Origin of the sequence: Streptomyces sp. NPDC047841 (assembly GCF_040704085.1) — a bacterium.
Lineage (GTDB): Bacteria > Actinomycetota > Actinomycetes > Streptomycetales > Streptomycetaceae > Streptomyces > Streptomyces argyrophylli.
Genome location: NZ_JBEYRP010000024.1, coordinates 1 through 23,095, shown reverse-complemented (window position 1 = coordinate 23,095; position 23,095 = coordinate 1). Strand labels below are relative to the sequence as shown.

Here is a 23,095-nt window from a genome sequence, read left to right as displayed (position 1 = left end):
CCTTATACACAACAAGCCGCACAGAGATCCGGTACCTGACATGAAATCCGCACGTCGTGAAGGCTCAGGAGCGCCCCGGTTCGTCTCCGGCGCCGCCGCAGCCGTCGCGCTGGCCGCCGTCCTCGCCTGCGCCGGGTGCAGTCCGCCCGGGGCGGGAAAGTCCGCCGTCGCCGGGGGCCAGATCGCCGTCACCGACCCGGTGACCACCGCGCAGGTCGCCGCCCTCGGTGACGTCACGCTGCGCATGTGGGCGGACCAGGCGGAGAAGCCGTTGATGAAGTCGGTGATCCCCGCCTTCGAGAAGCAGTACCCGAACGTCAAGGTCGACATCACCTACAAGAGCTTCGACGACCTGGTCGCCACGGTCGTCAACGCCGCCTCCGGCAGCAACCCGCCCGACCTGTTCGAGGGCAACATCGGCTACGCGGTCGACGGGGCGCTGGTCAAGGCCAAACTGGTGCGGCCCCTGGACGACGTGGCGGCCGCCTACGGGTGGATCACGGGTACCGGCGCGAGCACCCTGGCGCCCGCTCGCTGGAACGGCTCGGGTACCGCCTTCGGCAGCGGCAACCTCTACGGCATGTCACCGATCAGCGAGGTTCAGGGCATCTACTACAACAAGGCCCTGCTCAAGAAGCTGAACCTGAATGCGCCCCGCTCCCTGCACGACCTCGAAGAGGCGCTCCCGGCCGTCAAGAAGGCCGGCGAACAGCCGATCATGCTGGGCAACAGCGACCAGTACGCCGCCACGCACATATTCTCCGACCTCGCCGTCACCGAGCAGAAGCCGGCCGCCATCCGCGACTGGATCGGCGGCAAGGCAGGCACCAGCTTCGTCACCGAGGGCAACGAGAAGGCGGCGGACACGATGGCGGACTGGGCGAAGAAGGGTTACTTCGGGTCCGGCTACGACGGCCTCAGCAACGAGGACGCCGTCACGCGGTTCGCCAAGGGCTCGGGTGTCTTCTTCGTCGGGGGCTCGTGGAACGGCGCCACGCTCGATCCGGCGAAGTTCGGATTCGGGGCCCTGACCACGGGCGGTGCCGGAGCGACCGCCTCCCCCTGGCACATCTCCTCCTCCTCCAAGGTCACACCCGCAGCGGTCGCCCTCCTCGCGGCCCTGCACACCCCGAAGACCGGTCAGGAGATCCTCGACACCGGCCGGCTGCCCGTCGTCACCGACGGCGTGAAGGGGGGCAACAGCCTCCAGAGCCAGACCCTCGACGCGCTCAAGCGCACGATCGCCGCCGGAAACCAGGTCGGCTACTACGACTGGAGCGCCACCGACATGCTCACCGTCATGGGCGGCAGGCTCCAGGAGGTCATGGCCGGCCGCACCAGCAGCGCCGACTTCACGAAGACGGTCCAGGGCGCCTGGCTGAGGGCGAGGGGGACCCAGTGAGTACCGCGGCCACCACCACCGGACCGGGCGGCACCGCTCCCGCGACTCCCGCATCCGCGACCGGCCGCGCCCGCCGGCCGCACCGCCGTCCGCCCTCCCTGACCTCCCGGTCCCCCCTGTCCTCCTACTCCTGGTCCTCGCTGCTGTACGTGGCGCCGGCCCTGGCGTTCTTCGCCGTCTTCGTCCTGTACCCCATCGGCGTGTCCGTGTGGTACTCGTTCTACGCCTACGACGGCTTGACGCAGGGCACGCCGGTCGGCTGGGGCAACTACACGGCGGTCTTCACCGACAGCCGGCTGCGCGCCGCACTGCTGCACTCGCTGGTCCTGCTGTTCTTCTACGCCGTCCTCCCGGTCTGTGCCGGCCTGCTGCTGGCCGGTGCCATGTCCCGGATCCGCGTCTACGGACTGACGGTGTTCCGGGCGGTTCTCTTCCTGCCGCAGATCCTCTCCAGCGTCGTCGTCGCCGTCGCCTGGCGGAACCTGCTCGCCGAGGACGGCCCGGTCAACTCGGCGCTGAGGGGAGTGGGACTGGGCCGGTTCACCACCAGCTGGCTGGGCGACTTCGGGACCGCGCTGCCGTCGATCGGCACGATCGGAGCCTGGGTGGAGTACGGGCTGTGCATGGTGCTCTTCCTCAGCGGCATCGTCGGCATCGACCGCTCCACCTACGAGGCGGCCCGCCTGGACGGGGCCGGACCCGTGCGGGAGTTCTTCGCCATCACGCTGCCCGCGCTGCGCCCCCAGATCTCGATCGCGCTGGTCCTCACCATCACCTTCGCGCTGCGCAACTTCGACCTCATCTGGAACACCACACGTGGTGGTCCCGGCACCTCCACGACCGTCCCCAGTCTCTACGTCTACCAGGACGCGTTCCAGAACCGCCTGCTGGGCCGTGCCTCCGCGCTGGCCATCGTGCTGACCCTGGTGATCCTCGTCGTCGTGGTGGCCGTGCAGCTGGCACTGCGGGAACGCGACGTCCCACGGCGCCGGTTCGTCAGACCGGGCACACGGTGCTCACGGCGCGGGAAGGCGCAGTCATGAGAATCGCCCGTACCGAGAGCGTCGTCACGCACGCCCTGCTCGTCCTCGCCTCCGTCGTCGCCGTCTTCCCCCTGGTGTCGGTCCTCGTCTCCTCGCTGCACGGCGTGGGCGGATCCACCGGCGGAGTGTCCTTCGCCAGCTACTCCACCGCATGGACCCAGGGCCGCTTCGGCCCCGCCCTGCTGTCGAGCGCGCTGGTGTCCGTCACCGTCGTGGTGGTCACCGTGGTGCTCGCCAGCCTGGCCGGTTACGCGCTGGCCACCATGCGGGTCCCCGGGGGCAGGATCATCCTGGGCCTGCTGCTCGTCGGGCTCGTACTGCCCTACGAGGTGACGGTGCTGCCCCTGTACGAACTGCTCTCCGGCTGGCACCTCGTGGACACCTACTGGGCGCTGATCCTGCCCCAGGTCGCCCTGTCGGTGCCGCTGGGCGTGCTGTGGATGCGGTCGTTCTTCGCCTCCGTCCCGGCGGAACTGCTGGAAGCCGCGCGCATCGACGGCACGAGCCGCCTGCAGACCCTGCGCCTGGTCGTGCTGCCCGTCGCCGGACCCGCCATCACCACGCTGAGCACGGTGCTGTTCCTGTTCACGTGGAACGAGTTCCTGCTGGCGCTCATCCTCGTGCCCGACAACGCCTCGGTGCAGACCGTCCCCCTGGCGCTGTCCTTCTTCTCCGGCGCCGCCCGCTCCAGCGACCCGGCCGTCACCGCGGCGGCCGCCGTCCTGGTCGCCCTGCCGGTACTGCTCGCGTACGTCTTCCTCCAGCGGCGCCTGATCAGCGGCCTGACCGAAGGAGCCGTCAAATGACCGTGCCCGCCCCGTACCGGCCGGACGGCGTCACCCGCGTGGTGTGCGACCAACTGGCGCCCCTGGTAGGTGACCTGGCACACAACGAGGACCTGGCCCGCGACGCCGTACGGCGTGCCCTGTCCGACCGGGCCGACATCGTCGTCCTGCCCGAACTGACCACGTCCGGATACGTCTTCGCCGACGCCGAGGAGGCCCGGCGCACCGCGATCGGCGCCGACGACCCCTTCTTCGCCGGCCTCACGGCCCTGCTGGCCGGTACCGCCACCGTGGTCGTGCTCGGCTTCTGCGAAGACGCCGGCGACACGCTGTACAACAGCGCGGCCGTCGTCGACGCCGACGGAGTACGGGCCGTCTACCGCAAGACCCACCTGTGGGACCGGGAGACGCTCTTCTTCAGCCCCGGGCAGCACATGGCGCCGGTGGTCACCACGCCCCACGGCCGCATCGGCGTACTGATCTGCTACGACATGGAGTTCCCGGAAATGCCCCGCCAACTGGCCTTGGCGGGCGCCGACCTGATCGCCGTGCCGACCAACTGGCCCCTGGAGGACCATCCGACCGGGGAACGCCCCGCGGAGATCATCCAGGCCCAGGCCGCCGCCCGAGCCAACGGCCTCTACATCGCCTGCGCGGACCGCGGCGGCACCGAACGCGGCCAGCAGTGGACGCAGGGCACGGCCGTCATCGACCAGTACGGATGGATCACGGCGTCCGTGACCGGGACGGAACACCGGATCGTCACCGACCTCTTCCTCCACCTCTCCCGGGAGAAGGCCCTCTCCCCCCACAACGACCTGCTCGGCGACCGCCGAACCGACCTGTACGGCCAGGAGAGCCCGCTGCTATGACGACAGCCGACACCAAGCCCGCCACGGCATCCGCGCACACCGGCCCCCCGACGGACGACGACTGGTGGCGCACCGCCGTCATCTACCAGATCTACCCGCGCTCCTTCGCCGACAGCAACGGCGACGGAACCGGTGACCTGCCCGGCATCACCGCACGCCTCGACCACCTGGCATACCTCGGCGTGGACGCCCTGTGGCTCTCGCCGTTCTACCCCTCCCCCCAGCGCGACGGCGGCTACGACGTGGCCGACTACCGCGCGGTCGATCCGCGCTACGGCACCCTCGACGACTTCGACGCCCTGCTGGCCCGCGCCCACGGCCTCGGCATCCGCGTCATCGTCGACCTGGTACCCAACCACTGCTCGGCACAGCATCGCGCCTTCCAGGCAGCGCTGACCGCCGCGCCCGGCAGCGAGGAACGCTCCCTGTTCCACTTCCGCGACGGCCGCGGACCGGACGGCGCCCTGCCGCCCAACGACTGGACATCGATGTTCGAAGGGCCCGCCTGGACCAGGATCACCGAACCCGACGGCAGCCCGGGACAGTGGTACCTGCACCTGTTCGATCCCGGCCAGCCCGACTGGAACTGGGACAACCCGGCCGTCCACGAGGACTTCGAGCACACACTCCGGTTCTGGCTCGACCGCGGGGTCGACGGCTTCCGAGTCGACGTCTGCGACGCCCTCGTCAAAGCATCCGGCCTGCCCGACTGGCCCCACCCCACCCACGGGGTCATCGAGCCGGTCGACGGCGTGATGCCGCCGATGTGGGACCAGGAGGGCATCCACGCCATCTTCCGCGGCTGGCGCCGGCTGCTGGACACCTACGACGGCAGGCGCATCCTGTGCGCGGAGGCGTGGCTGCCGCCCGAGCGCGCCGCCCGCATCATCCGCGCCGACGAGATGCACCAGGCCTTCAACTTCCGTTTCCTGGAGACCCCCTGGCAGCCGGCCGCCCTGCGCGCCGTGATCGACGAGTCGCTGGCCGCCAACGGCGCCGTCGGCGCCCCCACCACGTGGGTGCTGTCCAACCACGACGTGATGCGCCACGCCAGCCGCTTCGGCTACGACGGGCCCGTCGAACTGGAACACGGTGTGGGCGCCGACGACCCCCAGCCCGACCGCGCCCTGGGACTGCGCCGCGCACGGGCGGCGACCGCGCTCATGCTCGCACTGCCCGGCTCCGCCTACCTCTACCAGGGCGAGGAACTCGGCCTGCCGGACGCGACCGACCTCCCCGACACGGCCCGCCAGGACCCGGTGTGGGAACGCTCGGGACACCGCATCCGCGGACGCGACGGCTGCCGCGTACCCATGCCGTGGACCGGCCGGGCCACCGCGTTCGGCTTCAGCGACACCCCCGACACCTGGCTGCCGCAGCCGCCCTGCTACGGCACCTACGCGGCGGACGCCCAACGCGACCGTCCCGACTCCACCCTGCGCCTCTACCGCCGCCTGCTCACCTTGCGCCGCCGCCACCACCTGGGAGCGGGGAGCCTGCGCTGGACGCCGTCCCCCGGCCAGGTCCTGCACCTCACCAATGGCCCCGTCGAGGTGATGACCAACTTCGGCACCGAGCCGGTACCCCTGCCCCCCGCCGCCCACGTCCTGGCCGCCTCCGCAGCGGTGACGGATCAGCTACCCCCGGACACGACGGTCTGGCTCACCCGACAAGAGCCCGTGCCCCACCCGTGACGCACGGAGGGCACGGCAAGGGGGCCGCACGGCCCGTCGCCGGTCGGCCGGGACCGGGCCGGCTCCCACAGAGCACCTGACCGACCAGTCGCTCAGGGCGCACGGTGGACCGGATGCCACGGACCGTCGCCCGGCGTAACGATCCGTACCGGCGGCTGTACCGGCGGCTGAACCGGAGGCTGCACCTGCGGCTGTACCTGCGGTGCGGCGCTCGGGTCCCCCGCGGGCTGGTTCCCCGTGCCCGGGGCCTGCGCGGGTCCGGTGGTCCCCCACAGCCGGTCGACGCGCGCGCGCTCGGTGGCGTCCGGGTAGCGGTTGGTGCAGGACGGGCCGGGGCCACCGCCCGACATCAGCTCACTGCACGGCCCGCTGTAGTCGTCCGGAAGACCCAGCACATGTCCGGTCTCGTGGGTGACGACGCGGATCGAGTCGTTCTGCTGGGCCTGGGTGTAGTCGATGAAGACGGAGCCTTTTCCGTGGCCGTTGGTGTCCGCGTGGGACCCCCGAGGGTCGTTGCCCTCCGAGTAGGAGAAGTCGGCACCGCTCGAAGCCTGGGCCTCTTTGAGCTTGACGTTGGATTCGGAGGCGTTCCAGATCGAGGCCGCGCTCGATATCTGTGAGCGGAAGCTCGGCGCCTCGGAGGCGTCGTAGTAGAGGGTCACTGCCTGCGCGCCGGGCTGGGCGGCGCGCTTCTCGGCGACCGACTTGACCACAGCATCGAGAAGCGTCTTGTTGTTCGCGGCCTCCTGGGCCGACCCGTCGTACCGCGCCACGGAGGTACCGGCGGAAGCGGGCGGGGTGGCGGCCGGCTGTGCGCTCGCCGGCAGTACCGCGCCCAGCGCGCTGGAGGCCAGACCCAGGCCGAGAGCGAGGGAGAGGAGTCTCGGGGACGGTCGGGACAGTTTCACGTAGAGGGCTCCTGCTCACTCGGTGACCGATCGCCGCAGTGCGCGGTCGAGTCGGTGTGAACACCGGTTCTCAACTGCGGCGACGTCCTGTGGGCCGCCATTCTTAGAACGGCTCGACAGGGTGCGCAATGGGTCCCGCCACTACGCCGCCTCGTAGGCCCCGGGACCTCGCTGAGCCGGCGCGCAGGCCCCCGGTCAGGACATGGCGACCGCAGGAACAAGCTGTCGGGACGTCAGAAGCCTTACAGAACAGCGCAGCTGGTACGCATGCCGACCGGGCGGAGTTCCCGTACGTACGACCGAATGCACATCCAGACCAAAATGGACAAAGCTGTGCATACTCATCGCGGCGCGTCTACTAAGAGCGCTGGTTGATTGGCGTATGGCCGTGACCGACGTCACCGGATCGGCATTCATCGATCATCGGGAACGGACGGTTGTGGCGATCGCGTCCCCTGGTGGAGCTGGACGCGGCGACCGTTCCGCCGGCGTCTTCTGAAGCACTCCCGCCTGCCGGACGCCGCCGCGATCCAGGGGCCTCGCGGTTGGCGACTTCCCCCTCGCGTCTGCGGCTCCACCGAGACAGAGACCAGTCTGAATGGGTACAACGCGGAAGCGGCGAGCCGGCTGGTGTGACCGTCTGTAAACACCAGACATGGCGATGGGTTCCGGCCCCAACGACGAGGGGCTGTCGCGTCACCACATCCCCGCCCGGATGGAGGCCGGCCTGTGATCGTCGACGCCCGCAAGGACGGACAGCTGGCCGACGAACTCGGCGCCGTCGACGTGCACATGAGCGGTGAGGACATCGACCGGCTCGAAGCCGGACCTTTTCCTGCGCCGTCCAGCCAAGCGACCGGCCGGGGGTGCCGTAGCGCTTCCCGGTTCCGGACGAAATTGCGTACAGCTGACATATACGCCGTCGGTATGCGGCCCTGTCGCACCGGTCGTATTGTTTTCAAGAGCGCGTCGCTGCGGATCAAGCAGGTGATACGCGAAGGAGGCCCGCATCAACCGGTCGGCGGGACAGCCAAACCGCCAATTTCCTCCAGGAGCAACACCTGCCTGAGTTCCACCACACCATGTTCGAACACGAAGGCGTCCGTATCCATTACGTGACCGCGGGCGAACCGCCGTCCGAAGGCGGGGACGACAAAACCATCGTGCTCATCCACGGCTGGCCCCAGACCTGGTGGGAATGGCGCCACATCGTAGAACCCCTGCACTCCGACGGCTGGTTCGTCGTGGCTCCCGACGTCCGGGGCGCAGGCGGGTCCTCGAAGCCCGAGGGCGGTTACGACAAACAGACGATGGCAGGCGACATCAGGGCGCTGCTGCGGCACCTCGGCGTGCAGAAACCGATCACCATCGTCAGCCACGACCTCGGGATGCTGGTCGGCTACGCCTACGCCACCCTTTGGCCGGACGAGGTCGCACGCCTCATGGTCTCGGAAGCCCCCATCCCGGGCACCGAGGGATACGAAAACGCTGTGGCGACGACCAATTACAGCAAGAACAGGATCTGGCATTTCCACATGCACGGCGCGGCGGACAACGCCGCCGAAATACTCATCGCCGGCCACGAATTTCCGTACCTGCGCTCGTTCTACGTCAGGCTGAGTGCCAACCCTGACGCCATTTCGATCGCGGACGCGGAGCGTTACGTCGCGGACTACACACAACCGGGAGCCATGCGGGCGGGCATCGAACTGTTCAGGGCGTTCGAGAAGGACGCCGAGGACAACCGGCGCATCCTGGCGGAGAAACGCAAGATCAAGATGCCCGTGCTGGGACTCGGGGGGACCGCCAGCTTCTGGCGAATTCTCGGGGTTTTCCCGCCGCGCGGCTGCCGCTCGTACCAGCCGCTGGTGATCGGCTCGGCCGGGCCGGTTAGCCTGTAGGCGGCAGCCCGTCCACGCGGCGATGCCCACCGTGCGCGACGGCGACGCGACCGGCGTTTCCGCCTGCTCCTCCGGGCGTCTACGGACACGTGGGCCGGGGCAGGGGTGGCCGCCCCCGGCCGGACGAGAGGAAGCCGACATGAACCGACTGCTGGACGGCCTGGGAGTCTCACTGCCGGTCCTCGCCGCCCCGATGGCCGGCGGATCCGGTACCCCCGCGATGGTGACGGCGGCCGCCCGTGCGGGCGGAATGGGTTTCCTCGCCGCCGGCTACAGGACCGCGCAGGCGCTCGCGGAGCAGATCGACGCCGTCCGGGCCGAGAACGTCCCCTTCGGCGTCAACCTCTTCGTCCCCGCCCCGGTCCCCGTCGCGCCGCAGGACTACCGCCGTTACGCCCGGGTGATCCAGCCCGAGGCCGACCGCTACGGGATCGTGCTCGGCGCCGGGGAACCGGTGACGGACGACGACGACTGGGCGGACAAGATCGATCTGCTCACTGCGTCGCCGGTGCCGGTGGTCTCGTTCACGTTCGGTGTCCCCGATCCCGCGGTCGTCAAGGCCCTGCGCCGGGCCGGGACCATCGTCCTGCAGAGCGTCACCTCCGCGGACGAGTCCCGGCAGGCGGCGGAGGCCGGGGTGGACGGGCTCGTCGTGCAGGCCCACGCCGCCGGAGGGCACTCGGCCACGTTCACCCCGGACAGGCTGCCCGCCCCCCTGCCGCTGCCGGATCTCATCGCCGACGTCCGCCGCGGCACCGCACTGCCGATCGTCGCCGGCGGAGGCATCGCCGGCCCCGCCGACGTGGCGGCCGCGCTGCGCGCCGGCGCGGACGCCACCACGGTCGGCACCCTGTTGCTGCGTACGGACGAGAGCGGGGCCGCCGCTGCGCACAAGGCCGCGCTGACGGACCCGGCCTTCACGGAGACCGTGCTGACCCGTGCGTTCACCGGACGCCCCGCACGCGGCCTGCGCAACCGGTTCATCGAGCGGTACGACGCGGTCGCCCCGGTGGGTTACCCGGCCCTGCACCATCTCACCGCCCCGTTGCGCAAGGCGGCCACCGCCGCGGGCGACACCCGGCTCATCCACCTGTGGGCCGGCACGGGCTACCGGGAGGCGAGGGCCGAGAGCGTCAGCCGTACCCTCGAACGGCTCGCCCGTCAGCTGTGACCGGGCGCGCTCCGCGCGGCGCGGAACGCGTAGCCGGCGGTCGCGGCCGAGAGCAGGACGAGCGCGGCGGTGGCCGCGGCCAGGAGCGCCCAGGTGAGAGCCGGTCCGATCCGGACGCCGGTCGCCACGAGCAGCCTGATGGTGAAGTTCGTGCTCGCCGTCACGGGGAAGCTGAAGACCCACAGCCCGGGGTGGAACGCGCGCTGACGCAGGTCCGGCAGGAGGAAGGCGACGAGAAGGACCGTGAAGAACAAGGTCCCCGCGAAGCCGTAACCGACCGGGCCGAAGGCTCCCTTGTGGGCCGCGGTCCAGGCTATGCCGCCGGTGGCCGGGGGAATGGTCAGAACGGCGAGTGCGGGTCGCGCGGGCAGCGGCAGCGGTCCGGCGGTGACGAGTCCGCCCAGCACGACGGTGCCGAAGGTCAGCCAGTACAGCAGCCCGACCGCGAACGCCGCGTCGGCGACGCCGGGCAGTCTGAGCGACGAGGCGACGGCGCTGGCGATGAACGGGGCCGAGGAGACGGGCAGCAGATAGCCCGGGTGCAGGACGGTGGCGCTGAGCGAACCGGTGAGCCAGTGGGCGAGCAACCGGGCGGCGACCAGTGCGGCGAGAAGGGCGAAGACCGCGTACGCCCATCGGGCGCCGCCGAGCCCGAAGCGGGAGAAGTGACCGGTGATCAGCATCCCGATGATGGGCACGTAGGCGAGGGCGAAGCCCTGGGCGGGATGACGGAGGTCGTGGCGGAGGCTGGGCCACCTGGCTCCGCCGTGACGCAGATACTGGGCCAGCAGTACGACCCAGACGAGGCCGCTGACCGTGTACAGCAGGTCGCTGACCGGCAGGGCTCCCTGCCGGACGGCCGCCGCCGACTGCCAGGCGCCGCCGAGGCCGGCGGTGCCGAGCGAGACGGACAGCAGGCCGATACGGGCCGCGCGGACCGTGTGTCCGTCCGCGGGGGTGTTCTCTCTGACGTTCTTCACACGAGGTCCTGAGGAGATTCGCCGGGGCGGGTGGGGAGGGGATGCCGGGCGGCGGGGGCGGGGCGGGACACCCGTGCGGGCGGGGTCCTCGGACTCCGCCCGCACGGCCCGCCGCCCGCGAGGGCCGCACTCCTCGCGGGCGGCGGGGTGACTCAGGCCGCGGTGTCCAGTACGACGCGGAACCGGGCCTTGCCCGAGAGCATCCGCTCGTACCCCTCCATGGCCCGGGTGAAGGGCACGACCTCGACGCTGGGCCGGATGCCGTGGGCCAGGCTGAAGGCCAGGTTGTCCTCGTTCTCGATGGCGGAACCGGTCAGACTGCCGACGATGGCGTGCGTGCCGAAGATCAGGTCGGGGGTCGAGACCGTCAGCGGGTCGGGTGCGGCGCCGACGACGACCAGCGTGCCGTTCGGGGCCAGGCCCCGCACCAGCGGGTTCATGGACGCACCGCTGGTCGCGGTGGCGACGATGACCGAGGCGCCGCCCAGGTCGCGCAGCGCCTCGCCGGGGTCGACGGCGGTGCTGTCGATGTACTCGTCCGCGCCCAGCTTCCGGGCGAGCGCCTCCTTCTCCTCGCCCCGCGCCACTGCGGCGACCCGGTGACCGAGGCTGCGGGCGTACTGCAGGGCCAGGTGGCCGAGGCCGCCGATGCCCTGCACGGCCACCAGCGAACCGGCGCGGGCGTGCCCCTGCCGCAGCGCGGTGAAGGTGGTCAGCCCTGCACACAGCAGCGGCGCCGCATCGACGGCGGAGAGCCCGTCAGGAATGCGCACGAGCCCGCTGGCCCGCGCGTAGACCACCTCCGCGTAGCCGCCGTCGGTGGTCGTGCCGGTCTGCGGCTGGTTCAGGCAGTTGACGAAGTCACCGCGACGGCAGGGCTCGCACTCCCCGCAGTGCCCGTTCAGGAAGCCGACGCCGACGCGGTCGCCGGGCTGCCAGGCGGTGACGCCGGCGCCGACGGCGTCGACGACACCGACGACCTCGTGCCCCGGGACGACGGGCTGCGAGGGGTCCGCGCGCAGGCCTTCGACGGCCAGTACGTCGGTGTGACAGACACCGCAGGCCTCCACCCGCAGTCGGACGTGTCCGGGCTGGGGGTCGACCAGCTCACGCTCGACCAGCCGGAGGTTGTGGACGCCGGTCGCCTCGAAGGCGCGGTACGTGGACATGCTGCTCCTGGGTGTGTGTCGTCGGCCAAGACGGGGCCGGAACAAGGTATCGATCAGAAAATGACCGGTCTACTTAAACAGAGTCTAGCCGAGGTGTGGCGATGGGTCCCGCGTCCTGCGCCCCGAGGCGCCAGGGGCCGGTGCGCCCCGGGGTTTGACTCCGGTGAGGCGACCGCCCATATTGAACCTGAGGTGATCGAGAATGGGACGTGCGTCCAAGCGTGAGGAGATCGCGCAGGCCGCCCTGCGGCAGTTCCAGGCGAAGGGCTTCAACGCCACGGGCGTCAACGACATCACCACCGCCGCCGGAGTGCCCAAGGGGTCGTTCTACAACCACTTCTCCAGCAAGGAGGAGAGCGCCCTGGAGGCGCTGAACCGGTACGCCGCCGGCTTGCGGTTCGACATGCTCACCACGCCGGGACGGCCTCCGCTGGAGCGGCTGCGGGCGCACTTCGAGTACCTCGGCAGGGACACCCTCGACAACGGCTTCGCCGGCGGCTGCCTGGCCGGCAACTTCGGCGCGGAGATGGCGGACCACAACGAGCAGATCCGCTCGGCCGTCCAGCGCGGATTCGGCCGCTGGGCCGAGCACATCCAGGGGGTGCTCACCGAGGCCAGGGAGGCCGGCGAACTCGCCGGCGCGCTCGACGTGGCGGACACCGCCCTCTTCATCCTGAGCGCCTGGGAAGGCGCGCTCATCGCGGCGCGGGCCGACAAGTCCGCCGCCCCGGTCGAGGCGTTCTTCCGCCTGGTCTTCGGCGTCATCCTGCGCTAGGTCGTCCGGGGTCGAGGACGACCCGGACAACTCCACGAACTCGGCTGCCACATCGGCGCCGGGCAGAACCCGGGTGTGAGGTGCGGCACGGCTCCACACCAGGGGATTTATTGACGCGTCAAGTAACACATGCTCTACTTGACTCGACAAGTATGTGTGGCTGAGCCGGAACTGACCAGGCACGGCCGACCCATGAAAGGGCGTCCTCATGACCAAGATCGGTATCATCATCGGCAGCACCCGGCCGGGCCGTAACGGTGAAGCCGTCGCTCGCTGGGTGCACGAGGTCGCCTCCGAGCGCACCGACGCCCAGTTCGAGCTCGTCGATCTGCTGGACTACAAGCTCCCCGTGCTGGACGAGGCGTACCCGGCCTCCCTGGGCAACTACACCCAGCCGCACACCCAGGCCTGGGCCGAGAAGATCGCGTCCCTCGACGGCTTCATCATCGTCACGCCGGAGTACAACCGTTCCGTGCCGGGCGCGCTGAAGAACGCGATCGACTTCCTCTTCGCCGAGTGGAACAACAAGTCCGTCGGCTTCGTCAGCTACGGCTCCGTCGGCGGCGCCCGCGCCGTGGAACACCTGCGCGGCATCGCCGGCGAGCTGCAGCTGGCCGACGTCCGCTCGCAGGTCGCGCTCTCCCTGTTCACGGACTTCGAGAACTTCTCCGTCTTCAAGCCGGCCGACATCCAGCGCGACACGCTCGTCACCACGCTGGACCAGGTCGTGGCGTGGGCCAAGGCCCTCGCCCCGCTGCGCGCCAGCTGAAAACCTCGCCGGCTTCGGCCGGCGACATCCCGGTCATCGTCGTCCATGAGCGGAGGCGGCGGTGACCGCCACCGGCCGGGGTCGCTCCACGGAGGAGACGAGCGACCCCGGCCGGCCATATGCCGTGCGGCCCCCTCGCGTGGCACCCCCGTCGAGAACGCCCGCCAACCAGGCAGGGTCCCGCGCGCTTCCGGTGCGGTCGGTTTCCAGCAGCCTGAGCCAGACCGCGCACGGGTCGCCTCGGCCGCGGCCGCGACGGTCGCCGAGCACAGAGTTCCCCGACGCCGGCCCGCGGACGCCACCTCGGGGCCCGTGCAGACGACCTGTGGAACGGCGGCGCGGTCAATACGTCCGGCGGCCGACGAAGCTCAGGGTTCCCGGCCGTACGGCGGCGGCCCCTGGCCATCGGACCAGGGGCTGCGCCGGATCCAGGACCTGCGGGTCCCGCTGTGCGCCCGTCAGGAGGCGGCGGTGACGGAGGCGGGCCGGGCGTTCAGCAGCGCCAGGCAGTTGGCCCACAGCGCGCCGAGCGGTGAGGTGGTGTTGTAGAGCTTGGCGAACAGCACCTGGCCCTCCAGCTGCGCGACCACGGCCCGGGCTGATTCCCGGGTGTCGGCGACGGTGATCTCCCCACGGCCCTCGGCCTCGGTGACCACCGCTTCGATCATGTCGACCTGGTCCTCGAAAATTTCTTTGAGCCGGTCGCGGACGGCCTCGCTCTGGTTGCACATCTCCAGGGAGAGGTTGCCGAGCATGCAGCCCGCGATCGATCCGCGGACCTCCCGGCCGGCCCGGTACTCCGCCTCGGTCGCCTGGAAGAGCCGGCGCAGACGCTGGAGGGGCGGCTCCCTGCCGTCCACCAGGAGGCCGCTCCAACCGCGCCGTTCGGCGGCCCAGTGCTCGTCGAGCACGGTGAGTGCGAGGGCTTCCTTGGACTCGAAGAAGTAGTAGAAGCTCCCCTTGGGTACCTCGGCCGCCTTGCAGATCTCGGCGACGCCGAGCGCCGAGTAGCCGCGCAGCTCGATGAGTGACTGCGCAGTGTCCAGGATCTTCCTCCTGGCGTCACTTGTCCGGCCCATGAGAGCAGTATACGACCGATCGTCTATAAACGGGAGCGGGTCGGATCGATCGAGGCTGTGCACGTCGGCCGAGTGCACGTGCACGTCGGCCGGAACTCCGGGGGCGGGCCGGCCTTTGACACCCGTCGACCGGTCGTCTAGCTTCGAATAGGCGACCGGTCGTCTTGTCCACGATCCGCGCGAAACCCCCGCCGCACCCTCACCAACGAACGGAGAGCGCCGCTCATGGCCACCCCCGTAAAGCTCGCCATCGTCTTCTACTCGTCCACCGGCACGATCACCGAGATCGCCAAGGAGCTGCACGACGCCGGTGTGAAGGCGGGCGCCGAGGTGCGCCTGCTGAAGGTGGCCGAGCTGGCCCCGCGGGCCGCCATCGACTCCAACCCGGCCTGGGCCGCCAACCACGCCGCCATCGCCGACATCCCCGAGGCCACCCCGGAGGACATCGAGTGGGCCGACGCCGTGGTCTTCGGTACGCCGACCCGCTTCGGGAACGTCTCCTCGCAGCTGAAGCAGTTCATCGACACGCTCGGCGGCCTGTGGGCCCAGGGCAAGCTCGCGGACAAGGTCTACAGCGGCTTCGTCTCCACCGCCACGGACCACGCCGGCCACGAGTCCACCCTGCTCGCGCTGTACAACTCCGTCCACCACTTCGGCGGCATCATCGTCACGCCGGGCTTCACCGACCCGCAGAAGTTCGTCGACGGCAACCCCTACGGCACCTCCCACGCCGACGGCCAGGGCACCAAGCCCGTGGGTGAGGTCACCCGCCTCGCCGCCGCCATCCAGGCCGAACGCGTCGTCGAGATGGCGGCCAGGCTCAAGGCGGCGGCCGAGACCGAGGACGAGACCGCCATCAGCATCAGCACCGGCACCGGCACCCGCACCGAGGAGGGTCCGCGACGCTGGTGGCAGCGCCGGCGCCGGTGACACCGCGACCCCGCCCGACGGCGCCTCCGCCCGCCCCGCCGTGCCTGCGCGAGGCTCGCCCCGGAAAGTGCCCCTGACCGACGTATCGACTGACGTGTCAACCGACATATCAACAGACGGCCGCTCGTCCACATGTGACGTACGGCCACATCTACAGGCGAGCAACCCGAAAGGCTGCCCGCTCCGACCAGCTGTGACAGGAGATCTACCCATGCGTGTCGAGATCTGGACCGACGTCGCTTGCCCGTGGTGCTACGTCGGCCGCGCCCGCTTCGACCGCGGCCTGGCCGCGTTCGCGCACCGCGACGAGGTCGAGGTGGTGCACCGTTCGTTCGAGCTCAACCCGGAGGCCGAGAACGGCACCGTGCCGATCATCGACGCGGTGGCGGCGCAGTACGGCCGTACCCGGGAACAGCAGGTGGCCAGGGAGGAACAGGCCGCCGCCATGGCGCGCGAGGTGGGGCTGGACTTCCGCATCGGCGGACGTGTCTTCGGTAACACCTTCGACGTGCACCGCCTCATCCACTTCGCCAGGTCGCACGGTCGGCAGGCCGAGATCACGGACCTCGCCTTCCGGGCGAACTTCGCGGAGGAGCGGTCGATCTACGACAAGGAGACGCTGGTGGCCCTCGCGGTGGAGGCGGGCCTGGACGAGGCCTCGGCCCGGAAGGTGCTCGACGATCCGACCGCGTTCGCCGAGGACGTGCGGGCCGACGAGCGACTGGCCGCCGAGATGGGGGCCGGAGGTGTCCCCTTCTTCGTGCTGAACAGGCGCTACGGAGTCAGCGGCGTCCAGTCGCCCGAAACGTTCACGCGGGCCCTTGAGCAGGCCTGGGCGGACCGGGCCGCCGCGTGAGGCGCGGCCCCTCGGGGGCCGAGCCGGGAAGGGGCCGGCGGCCGGCGGGGTCGGCCGGCCCGCCCGGGCCGTGCGTCGTCCGCCGGTCGCCGGTCAGGCCCACGACGCACACGCGCGTGCGTCCGGGACGAACGAGGGACCGAGCCGCCCGGGCGGCCCGGTCCCTGTTCGCGCGGCGGTGATCAGGTGATCAGTTGCCGCTGTCCTGCCAGTGCTGCGTCACGGGGGTCGCGGTGACGGCGTTCTCGTAGACCAGCGCGACGCGGTGGCCGTACTGGATGGTGTACATCTTCTTGCCGCCGAGGACGACCGTTCCGCTGCTCTTGTCGTAGTCGTCCGTCACGGCCGGGGCCTGGGTGGCGACGTACGCCTGGCCGGCGGGGACGGTGTACACCGTGAGCGGGGCCTGCGTCGAGGGCGAGATGCCCGCCGGGTACTCCGAGGCGTCCGGGTAGCTGCGGCCGTAGACGGCCACCGAGGCGGAACCGGCCGGGCGGATCATCTTCACGCCGTAGGCGATCTTGGCGTTCTCGCCGCCGGGGTTGTAGAACCACACCTTCGCACCGCTGAACCAGATCGCGGTCCAGTCGCCGCTCACATCTGCGACGACGAACTGCTGCCCCGACTGGGCCGTGCTGCCCCAGTCGCTGATCTCGTTCGTACCCGCGCCGGTGCCATGGAGCGCCTGGTCGCCGAAGAGCGGGGCGGACGCGTCCGGGGCGGTGCGCACGTAGACGAAGTTCGACGCCTGCTGCCTCTCCGTGCAGGTGGTCGTGGGATCGGTCGGGTCGTCACCGGGACAGACACGCACGGTCTGCACGGTGTCGGCGAACGGCGGATCGATGGTCACGACCGAACCCACGGCCGGGACGCTGTGCGCGCCGCTGTAGGGGCGGCCGAGGAGCGTCATGAAGTGGTCCCAGTCCCAGCCGTTGCCCGGGTCCCAGTGCATCCCGGCGGCGTGGGCGTCGTCCGGGCTGTCGACATTGTCATGACCGATGACGTGCTGACGGTCCAGCGGTATGTCGAACCGTGCCGCGAGGTACGTGACCAGGTCGGCCGTGGCCTCGTACTGCGCCTCCGTGTACCACGTGGCGCCCTGCGCGGCGTACCCCTCGTGCTCGATGCCGATGGAGTGCAGGTTCATGGAGTAGTTGCCGGCGTGGAAGGCGATGTCCTTGGTGGGCACCATCTGCGTCACCGCGCCGTCGGACGAGCGCATCACGTAGTGCGTCGCGGCGCTGTTGGTCTGGGAGGACAGGCCCTTCACACCGGCGTCGTAGGTGGTCTCCAGGTCGTGGATGACGATGGTGTCGATCCGGATACCGTTCGCGGGCCGCTTGGACACCTGCACACCCGCGGCCGAGCCGGGGACGAACGTGCACGCCACAGCCGGCGGGCACTCGGTGTCCGCGGTGGCCGATGCCGTCAGGTGCAGCCGGTCGACCTGCGCCGTCGCGGGGCGGACCGAGGGGACCGCGGTGAGGCGGACGCGCTGGCCGTCGTGCGTCTCGGCAAAGGCGCCCTTGCGGATGGTGCCGAAGACACGGTCGGCGAAGGCCACCGCGTCCTGACGGTCCGTCGACTGGCTGTAGCGGGCCACGGCTCCGAACCACAGGGCCGGGTCCGCCGGCGTCCCGCCGGCCACCTTTTTCTCGTACGACGCCAGGAGCGCCGCGCCACCACGGATGTTGGCGGCGGGGTCCTCACGCAGGGTGTCCGGCGACATCCCGGTCAGCTTCGCGGCGGACCGGAGCGTGTGCAGGGCCGGCTTGGCCGTCAGGGAGGCGAGGTCCTTCCGGCCGGCACCGCCCATGGCTCCACCGGCCATCATCGCCGGGGTGACGTCGGTGAGGTGCATGGGACCGAAGCCGCCGTCGGTGCTGTGCTGCGCCCCGTGTGCGTCCCACGCGGACTCCTCGTAGGCGACGCCGAGCAGCACGCTCACCGGGACGTGGTATTCCGCGGCGGCCGAGGCGAAGTCCTGCTGCCGGGAGGCGGCGGTGGAATCCGTCGCGGCGAGTGCGGTGAACCGCGTCGCGGTCAGGCCGCCCACGGCCAGCGCACCCGCCGCGATCAAAACCGGGAGACGCAGCCGTCTCTTCCTCTGGTGCAAGATGACGTTCCTTACGCGAGGTGGGATGAGCGGTCATCAGGTGTGAGCCGCCACCGGATGGGCCGGGGCCTGGTCACTGAGGTGAACTGCGGTCGCACACCTCGCCGCAGCGAGTGGCATCTCCGCAATCGGCTCCCGGCTCACACGTACCTTACGGGAGCACCAGCCGGGGCCCGGACCCGCCCCCTTCGGTGATCCGCCGCTCCGAGCGGTTCCCGGACACCGCGTCGAGGGAAGGACGGACTCCTCCGGCGGAGCGTCGAACTCCCGCGGGTGACGCGGAGTTGCGGTGGCCGGGGCACGGCACTCCTCCAGCCGCCGGCCGGGGGACCCCAGCGCACGCGCCGGACGCCGCGCGGGGCGCATTCCGGGCGGACGGGTGAGCTCGACGGCACGGCCCAGCCCCGGGCGGGCGTGTGATGTCACGGGCGAGTGCGGTGCAGCCTACGTTTCTCCCCTCGGCAGAGCCGGCAGCACCGTCGCACGTGTCGCCGGATTCGCGTGCGCGCGGATCGTGCACGCCGGCCCACGTGCCGAGCGGTCCGCCGCTCCGTTCAGGCCCGCCCCAGCCGGTAGTCCGCCATCCGGACGCGACCGGTCCGCCGTCGGAAGGCGATCGTGGTGTCGGGCCACAGCACGGTGTTGCGGCCCGACCGGGGATCCTGGTACCAGCTGCGGCAGCCCCCCGTCTGCCAGACGGTGCCGGCCATGCGCTCGTCCACCCAGTCGTTGAAGGCCCGCTGGACATCGGCGCGTACCTCGACCGAGTCCGCTCCGCGGCGGCGCACGCGGCGCAGGAGGGCGGTGACGTAGCGGGCCTGCGCCTCGATCATCGCGATCTGCGAGTTGTGACCGAGCCCCGTGTTCGGCCCTGCCATCAGGAACATGTTGGGGAAGCCGGCGACGGTGGTGCCGAGGTAGGCCTGGTTGCCGTCGGCCCAGGCTTCGGCGAGGGTGACGCCGCCTCGTCCGGTGATGTCGATGCGGAGAGTGTTCTGCGTGTCGAAGCCGGTTCCGTAGACGAGGACGTCGGCGGCGACCTCGACCCCGTCCTCGCCGACCACGGTGCCGGGCCGGACCGCCGCCACCCCGCCCCGCCGCAGCCGGACATGGGGCCGGGACAGCGCCGGATACCAGTCGCTGGAGATCAGCAGCCGTTTGCACCCGAGGGCGTAGTCGGGGGTGACGGCCGCCCGCAGCCCGGGATCGGACACCTGCTTCTCCACGAGCCGGCGCGCCAGTGCCTCGGTGGCGGCCAGGGCACTCGGATCGCTGACGAACCCGGCGGCGCGCCCCTCGTGGATCCGGAACAGGCGTTCGCGTGTCCACCAGCGGTAGGGCGGACACCAGCGGGCCAGACGACGGTGACGTTCGTCGAAGAGCCGGTCGGTCTTCGGCAGGATCCAGGGCGGTGTGCGCTGGAAGACGGTGAGGGCCGAGACCTGGTCGACGATCGCCGGGACGAACTGGATGGCACTGGCGCCGGTGCCGATGACCGCGACCCGTTTGCCGGTCAGGTCGACGTCGTGCCGCCAGGCCGCCGAGTGGAACACCGCGCCGCCGAAGGACTCGACACCGGGCAGGCCGGGGTGGGCGGGATGGTGCAGCGGTCCGACGGCGCAGACCAGGAACCGGGCGCGATGGCACTCGCCGGCCGACGTCACCACCTCCCAGCACGCCTCCTCCTCGGCCCACCGGGCGCCGCGGACCTCCTGGCCGAACCGCACGTGCTCGACGAGGCCGCGTCGGCGGGCCACCTCCCGCAGGTAGTCCAGGATCTCCGGCTGGCGCGCGAACAGCCGGCTCCAGTCGGGCTTCTGGTGGAAGGAGTACGAGTACAGGGGCGACGGGATGTCACAGGCGCAGCCCGGATAGGTGTTGTCGCGCCAGGTGCCGCCGAGGTCGTCGGCGGCCTCCAGGATCCGCAGCGAGCGGATTCCCGCCTTGCGGAGCATGGCGGCGAGACCGAGCCCGCTGAAGCCGGCGCCCACGATCAGGACGTCGACGGGCGCGGGCGGCGCGGCCGTGCCGGCGGCGGGATCAGCGGGGGAGATCATCGGTGTCCTCGGCGGGGGACGACGGCTGCGTCCGGCCGGTGCCGCTGTCGCGGGCGGCGGGGATGCCGGCGAGCCGGTACTTGAGCACCTTGCCGGACGGGTTGCGGGGCAGTTCCTCGACGAAGAGGTACTCGGAGGGGAGCTTGTAGTCGGCCAGACGGGAGGCGGCGTAGGAGCGCAAGGACTCCACGCCGGGGGCACGGCCCCGGCGGGGTACGACGACAGCGCGCACTCGCTCGTCGAAGACCGGGTCGGGCACACCGACGACGGCGACGTCGGCGATGTCCGGGTGGCCGGACAGAACGCTCTCGACCTCGGCGCTGTAGACGTTCTCGCCCCCGCGGATGATCATGTCCTTGAGGCGGTCGAGGATCCTGACGAACCCGTCGGTGCCGACGCTGCCCACGTCCCCCGTGCGCAGCCAGCCGTCCACGAAGGTGGCCCCGGTGGCCTCCGGGTTGTTCCAGTAGCCCGCGGCCACCACGGGGCCGCGCACGCACAGTTCGCCGACGGTGTCCCGCAGGTCCCGGGGCGGTGCCCCGCCCACGGAGACGGCGACGTCGAGCCCCGCCACGGGCCTGCCCACCGAGCCGGCGTGGGCGAGGTACTCGTCGCCCTCGGTGTAGGTCACGATCGAGGTCCCCTCGGTCAGCCCCCACACGTTGCCGAGCCTAAGCCCGGGCACACGGCGGACGACCTCGGCGGGGAAGCTCTCGGGGACCGGCGAACCGCCCATGACGAACAGGCGCAGTGCGGACAGGTCGGAGGCGGTGTCCTCGGCCTTGAGCAGGATCAGCCGGAGCATGGCCGCGACACCGGCGAAGAACGTGATCCGCTCCCGGACCATCAGCCGGACGACGGTCTCCGCCCGGAACTCGGGGGTGAGCACGCAGCACGCACCGGCGGTGAGGAAACCGATGAACTGCGAGACCACACCGGTCGCGTGGAACATCGGGGCCGCGATCAGGGTCCGCTCTGCCGGTCCGGCGCCGAGGCGCTCGCGCACGGTGCCGGCGTTGAACAGCAGGTTGGCGTGGGTGTGCATCGCGCCCTTGGGCCTGCCGGTGGTGCCCGAGGTGTAGAGCAGGTGTGCCACGTCGCCGGGGGTGCGGTCCGCTCCGGGCAGTGCGCCGGCGTCGGGAACGGCTGCGTCCGGCGCCGGTGGGGCGAGGAGGACGGAGGCGGGGACGACGCGCTCGGTGAACGCGGTCGGCACGCGTCCGCCGAGGGGCCCCTCGACGGCGTCGGTGAGGATCACCCGCGCACCGCTGTCGGTGAGGACGTGGTCGAGCTCCGGACCGGTCAGCCGGGTGTTCACCAGGACGACGACGGCGCCGGCGAGCTGGGCCCCGACGTAACCGACCGCATACTGCCAGCAGTTGGGGAGCAGGATGGCGACCCGGTCGCCCGGGTCGACTCCGCGGTCCCGCAGCCGGAGCGCGACGCTCACCGCCCGGCGCAGCGTTTCGGCGTGGCTGAGCCGGACGGAACCGTCCACCAGGGCTTCACGCTCGGCGTGTTCCGTCGCGACACGGATGAACGCGCGGGGGAGTGTTTCCGCTTGCATCACGGTTCCTGACTCGGCGCCACGACGGACGTCCCGCCGTCAGGCCCAAGCGTAAACATACTCCTTGTCAGGTGAAGTACCTATATCGAGCCAACTTACGCTGCCACGTATCTCCGTCACCTACTTGACCGGTGACGAAACTAGGGTAAGAATCCAACCAGTCGAGAAACATAACCGCTTGGGCAAGTAATGCGTTAAGGAGTTGCCATGGGTATCACCGAAGACACCGGCCGCCTCACCACCGGCCGCCGCCGGTTCCTCGGCCTCGCCGCGGGCGCCGCGGGCGCCGCGGCCGGCGCCCAGCTCGGCCTTTCCGGTCAGGCGCAGGCCGCGTCCGGCGGGCCGCAAGCCGTGGGCCCCGCATCGGCGGCCGGCGCCCGCCCCGGTTCCCCCCGCCCGGCGCCCGGGGTCCGGCCCTTCCGCATCAAGGTCTCGCAGCGGGAGATCAGTGAGCTGCGGCGGCGGGTGCGGGCGACGCGCTGGCCGGACCGGGAGACCGTCGGCGACCGCTCCCAGGGCGCCCAGCTCGCGAAGGTCCGCCCGCTGGTCGAGTACTGGGGTACCCGCTACGACTGGCGCAAGGTCGAGGCGAGGCTGAACGCGCTGCCCCAGTTCATCACCGAGATCGACGGGGTGGACATCCAGTTCGCGCACATCCGCTCGCCGCACGCCGACGCTCTGCCGATGCTGATGACGCACGGCTGGCCCGGTTCGATCATCGAGCTGCTGAAGATCGTCGATCCGCTCACCAACCCGACGGCCCACGGCGGACGTGCCGAGGACGCCTTCCACCTCGTCCTGCCGACGCTGCCCGGCTACGGCTTCTCCGGGACGCCCAGGTCGGCCGGATACAACCCGGCCCACGTCGCGACCGCGTTCCACCGGCTCATGCTCCGGCTCGGTTACGGCGAGTACGTGTCCCAGGGTGGCGACTGGGGTTCGATCATCGCGCAGCTCCAGGCCACGCAGCGGCCCAAGGGGCTGCTGGGCATCCACGTGAACATGCCCGGCACCGTGCCGC

At 70.9% G+C, this 23,095-nt stretch carries 19 protein-coding genes and 1 pseudogene; 13 read left to right on the top strand and 7 right to left on the bottom strand.

Going from position 1 to position 23,095, the window contains the following annotated elements; genetic code table 11:
- Positions 1 to 40 precede the first annotated feature (40 nt).
- From AB0947_RS32730 to AB0947_RS32710, 5 genes are read left to right on the top strand one after another with little or no spacing between them, the layout of a single operon-like run.
- Entirely contained in the window at positions 41 to 1,402 is a 1,362-nt protein-coding gene (locus AB0947_RS32730) for an extracellular solute-binding protein (RefSeq protein ID WP_366753994.1), read from the top strand.
- Positions 1,399 to 2,445, top strand: a complete 1,047-nt coding sequence (locus AB0947_RS32725; protein ID WP_366753993.1) for a sugar ABC transporter permease — start codon at positions 1,399 to 1,401, stop codon at positions 2,443 to 2,445. Before AB0947_RS32730 ends, AB0947_RS32725 begins: the two co-directional genes overlap by 4 nt.
- On the top strand, positions 2,442 to 3,251 hold the full coding sequence (locus AB0947_RS32720; RefSeq protein WP_366753992.1) for a carbohydrate ABC transporter permease: 810 nt from the start codon (positions 2,442 to 2,444) through the stop codon (positions 3,249 to 3,251). The genes AB0947_RS32725 and AB0947_RS32720 overlap by 4 nt, the downstream gene beginning before the upstream one ends.
- Positions 3,248 to 4,102: a nitrilase-related carbon-nitrogen hydrolase gene (locus AB0947_RS32715; RefSeq protein ID WP_366753991.1), complete on the top strand. Its 855-nt coding sequence runs from the start codon at positions 3,248 to 3,250 to the stop codon at positions 4,100 to 4,102. The genes AB0947_RS32720 and AB0947_RS32715 overlap by 4 nt, the downstream gene beginning before the upstream one ends.
- Positions 4,099 to 5,796: a glycoside hydrolase family 13 protein gene (locus AB0947_RS32710; RefSeq protein WP_366753990.1), complete on the top strand. Its 1,698-nt coding sequence runs from the start codon at positions 4,099 to 4,101 to the stop codon at positions 5,794 to 5,796. The genes AB0947_RS32715 and AB0947_RS32710 overlap by 4 nt, the downstream gene beginning before the upstream one ends.
- Before the next feature lie 269 nt (positions 5,797 to 6,065).
- Here the strand turns inward: AB0947_RS32710 and snpA are convergent.
- Positions 6,066 to 6,698: pseudogene (gene snpA / locus AB0947_RS32705) on the bottom strand (snapalysin); the annotation flags it as partial.
- A 735-nt stretch (positions 6,699 to 7,433) separates the two neighbouring features.
- On the opposite strand from snpA, the gene AB0947_RS32700 reads away from it, so the two are divergent.
- The 3 genes from AB0947_RS32700 to AB0947_RS32690 all read left to right on the top strand — a co-directional run bounded on the left by AB0947_RS32700 (position 7,434) and on the right by AB0947_RS32690 (position 9,776).
- Entirely contained in the window at positions 7,434 to 7,823 is a 390-nt protein-coding gene (locus AB0947_RS32700) for a hypothetical protein (RefSeq protein ID WP_366753989.1), read from the top strand.
- Positions 7,787 to 8,605 (top strand): alpha/beta hydrolase, encoded by an 819-nt coding sequence (locus AB0947_RS32695; protein WP_366753988.1) that lies wholly within the window; start codon positions 7,787 to 7,789, stop codon positions 8,603 to 8,605. Before AB0947_RS32700 ends, AB0947_RS32695 begins: the two co-directional genes overlap by 37 nt.
- 139 nt (positions 8,606 to 8,744) lie before the next feature.
- Positions 8,745 to 9,776 carry a nitronate monooxygenase gene (locus AB0947_RS32690; RefSeq protein ID WP_366753987.1) on the top strand — a complete coding sequence of 344 codons (1,032 nt, stop codon included), beginning with the start codon at positions 8,745 to 8,747 and terminating at the stop codon, positions 9,774 to 9,776.
- Here AB0947_RS32690 and AB0947_RS32685 read toward each other — a convergent pair.
- On the bottom strand, positions 9,767 to 10,756 hold the full coding sequence (locus tag AB0947_RS32685; protein WP_366753986.1) for a hypothetical protein: 990 nt from the start codon (positions 10,754 to 10,756) through the stop codon (positions 9,767 to 9,769). The genes AB0947_RS32690 and AB0947_RS32685 overlap by 10 nt on opposite strands.
- A gap of 152 nt (positions 10,757 to 10,908) precedes the next feature.
- Complete coding sequence (locus AB0947_RS32680; protein ID WP_366753985.1) at positions 10,909 to 11,925, bottom strand: alcohol dehydrogenase catalytic domain-containing protein; 1,017 nt, start codon at positions 11,923 to 11,925, stop codon at positions 10,909 to 10,911.
- Between the two features lie 202 nt (positions 11,926 to 12,127).
- Between AB0947_RS32680 and AB0947_RS32675 the strand changes: the two genes are divergently transcribed.
- Entirely contained in the window at positions 12,128 to 12,700 is a 573-nt protein-coding gene (locus AB0947_RS32675) for a TetR family transcriptional regulator C-terminal domain-containing protein (protein WP_366753984.1), read from the top strand.
- 208 nt (positions 12,701 to 12,908) lie between these two features.
- The gene (locus tag AB0947_RS32670) at positions 12,909 to 13,469 is read left to right on the top strand and encodes an NAD(P)H-dependent oxidoreductase (protein ID WP_366753983.1); all 561 of its coding nucleotides are present in this window, start codon (positions 12,909 to 12,911) and stop codon (positions 13,467 to 13,469) included.
- 458 nt (positions 13,470 to 13,927) lie between these two features.
- On the opposite strand, the gene AB0947_RS32665 is transcribed toward AB0947_RS32670, so the two are convergent.
- Positions 13,928 to 14,548: a TetR family transcriptional regulator C-terminal domain-containing protein gene (locus AB0947_RS32665; RefSeq protein WP_366753982.1), complete on the bottom strand. Its 621-nt coding sequence runs from the start codon at positions 14,546 to 14,548 to the stop codon at positions 13,928 to 13,930.
- Between the two features lie 225 nt (positions 14,549 to 14,773).
- Between AB0947_RS32665 and wrbA the strand changes: the two genes are divergently transcribed.
- Both wrbA and AB0947_RS32655 read left to right on the top strand, forming a co-directional pair.
- Positions 14,774 to 15,478, top strand: coding sequence for an NAD(P)H:quinone oxidoreductase (wrbA, locus tag AB0947_RS32660; RefSeq protein WP_366753981.1), 705 nt, complete (start codon positions 14,774 to 14,776; stop codon positions 15,476 to 15,478).
- Between the two features lie 211 nt (positions 15,479 to 15,689).
- Positions 15,690 to 16,334: a DsbA family oxidoreductase gene (locus AB0947_RS32655; protein ID WP_366753980.1), complete on the top strand. Its 645-nt coding sequence runs from the start codon at positions 15,690 to 15,692 to the stop codon at positions 16,332 to 16,334.
- 190 nt (positions 16,335 to 16,524) lie between these two features.
- Here AB0947_RS32655 and AB0947_RS32650 read toward each other — a convergent pair whose 3' ends face one another.
- The 3 genes from AB0947_RS32650 to AB0947_RS32640 form a co-directional block, all read right to left on the bottom strand.
- Complete coding sequence (locus AB0947_RS32650; protein ID WP_366753979.1) at positions 16,525 to 18,450, bottom strand: N-acetylmuramoyl-L-alanine amidase; 1,926 nt, start codon at positions 18,448 to 18,450, stop codon at positions 16,525 to 16,527.
- Positions 18,451 to 19,004: 554 nt separating this feature from the next.
- A complete protein-coding gene (locus AB0947_RS32645; RefSeq protein ID WP_366753978.1) occupies positions 19,005 to 20,507 on the bottom strand; it encodes an NAD(P)/FAD-dependent oxidoreductase in 1,503 nt (500 codons plus the stop codon).
- Entirely contained in the window at positions 20,491 to 22,074 is a 1,584-nt protein-coding gene (locus AB0947_RS32640; RefSeq protein ID WP_366753977.1) for an AMP-binding protein, read from the bottom strand. Before AB0947_RS32640 ends, AB0947_RS32645 begins: the two co-directional genes overlap by 17 nt.
- Positions 22,075 to 22,281: 207 nt before the next feature.
- Here AB0947_RS32640 and AB0947_RS32635 point away from each other — a divergent pair.
- Positions 22,282 to 23,095 (top strand): epoxide hydrolase (locus tag AB0947_RS32635; RefSeq protein ID WP_366753976.1); only part of this gene is annotated, 814 nt, incomplete at its 3' end.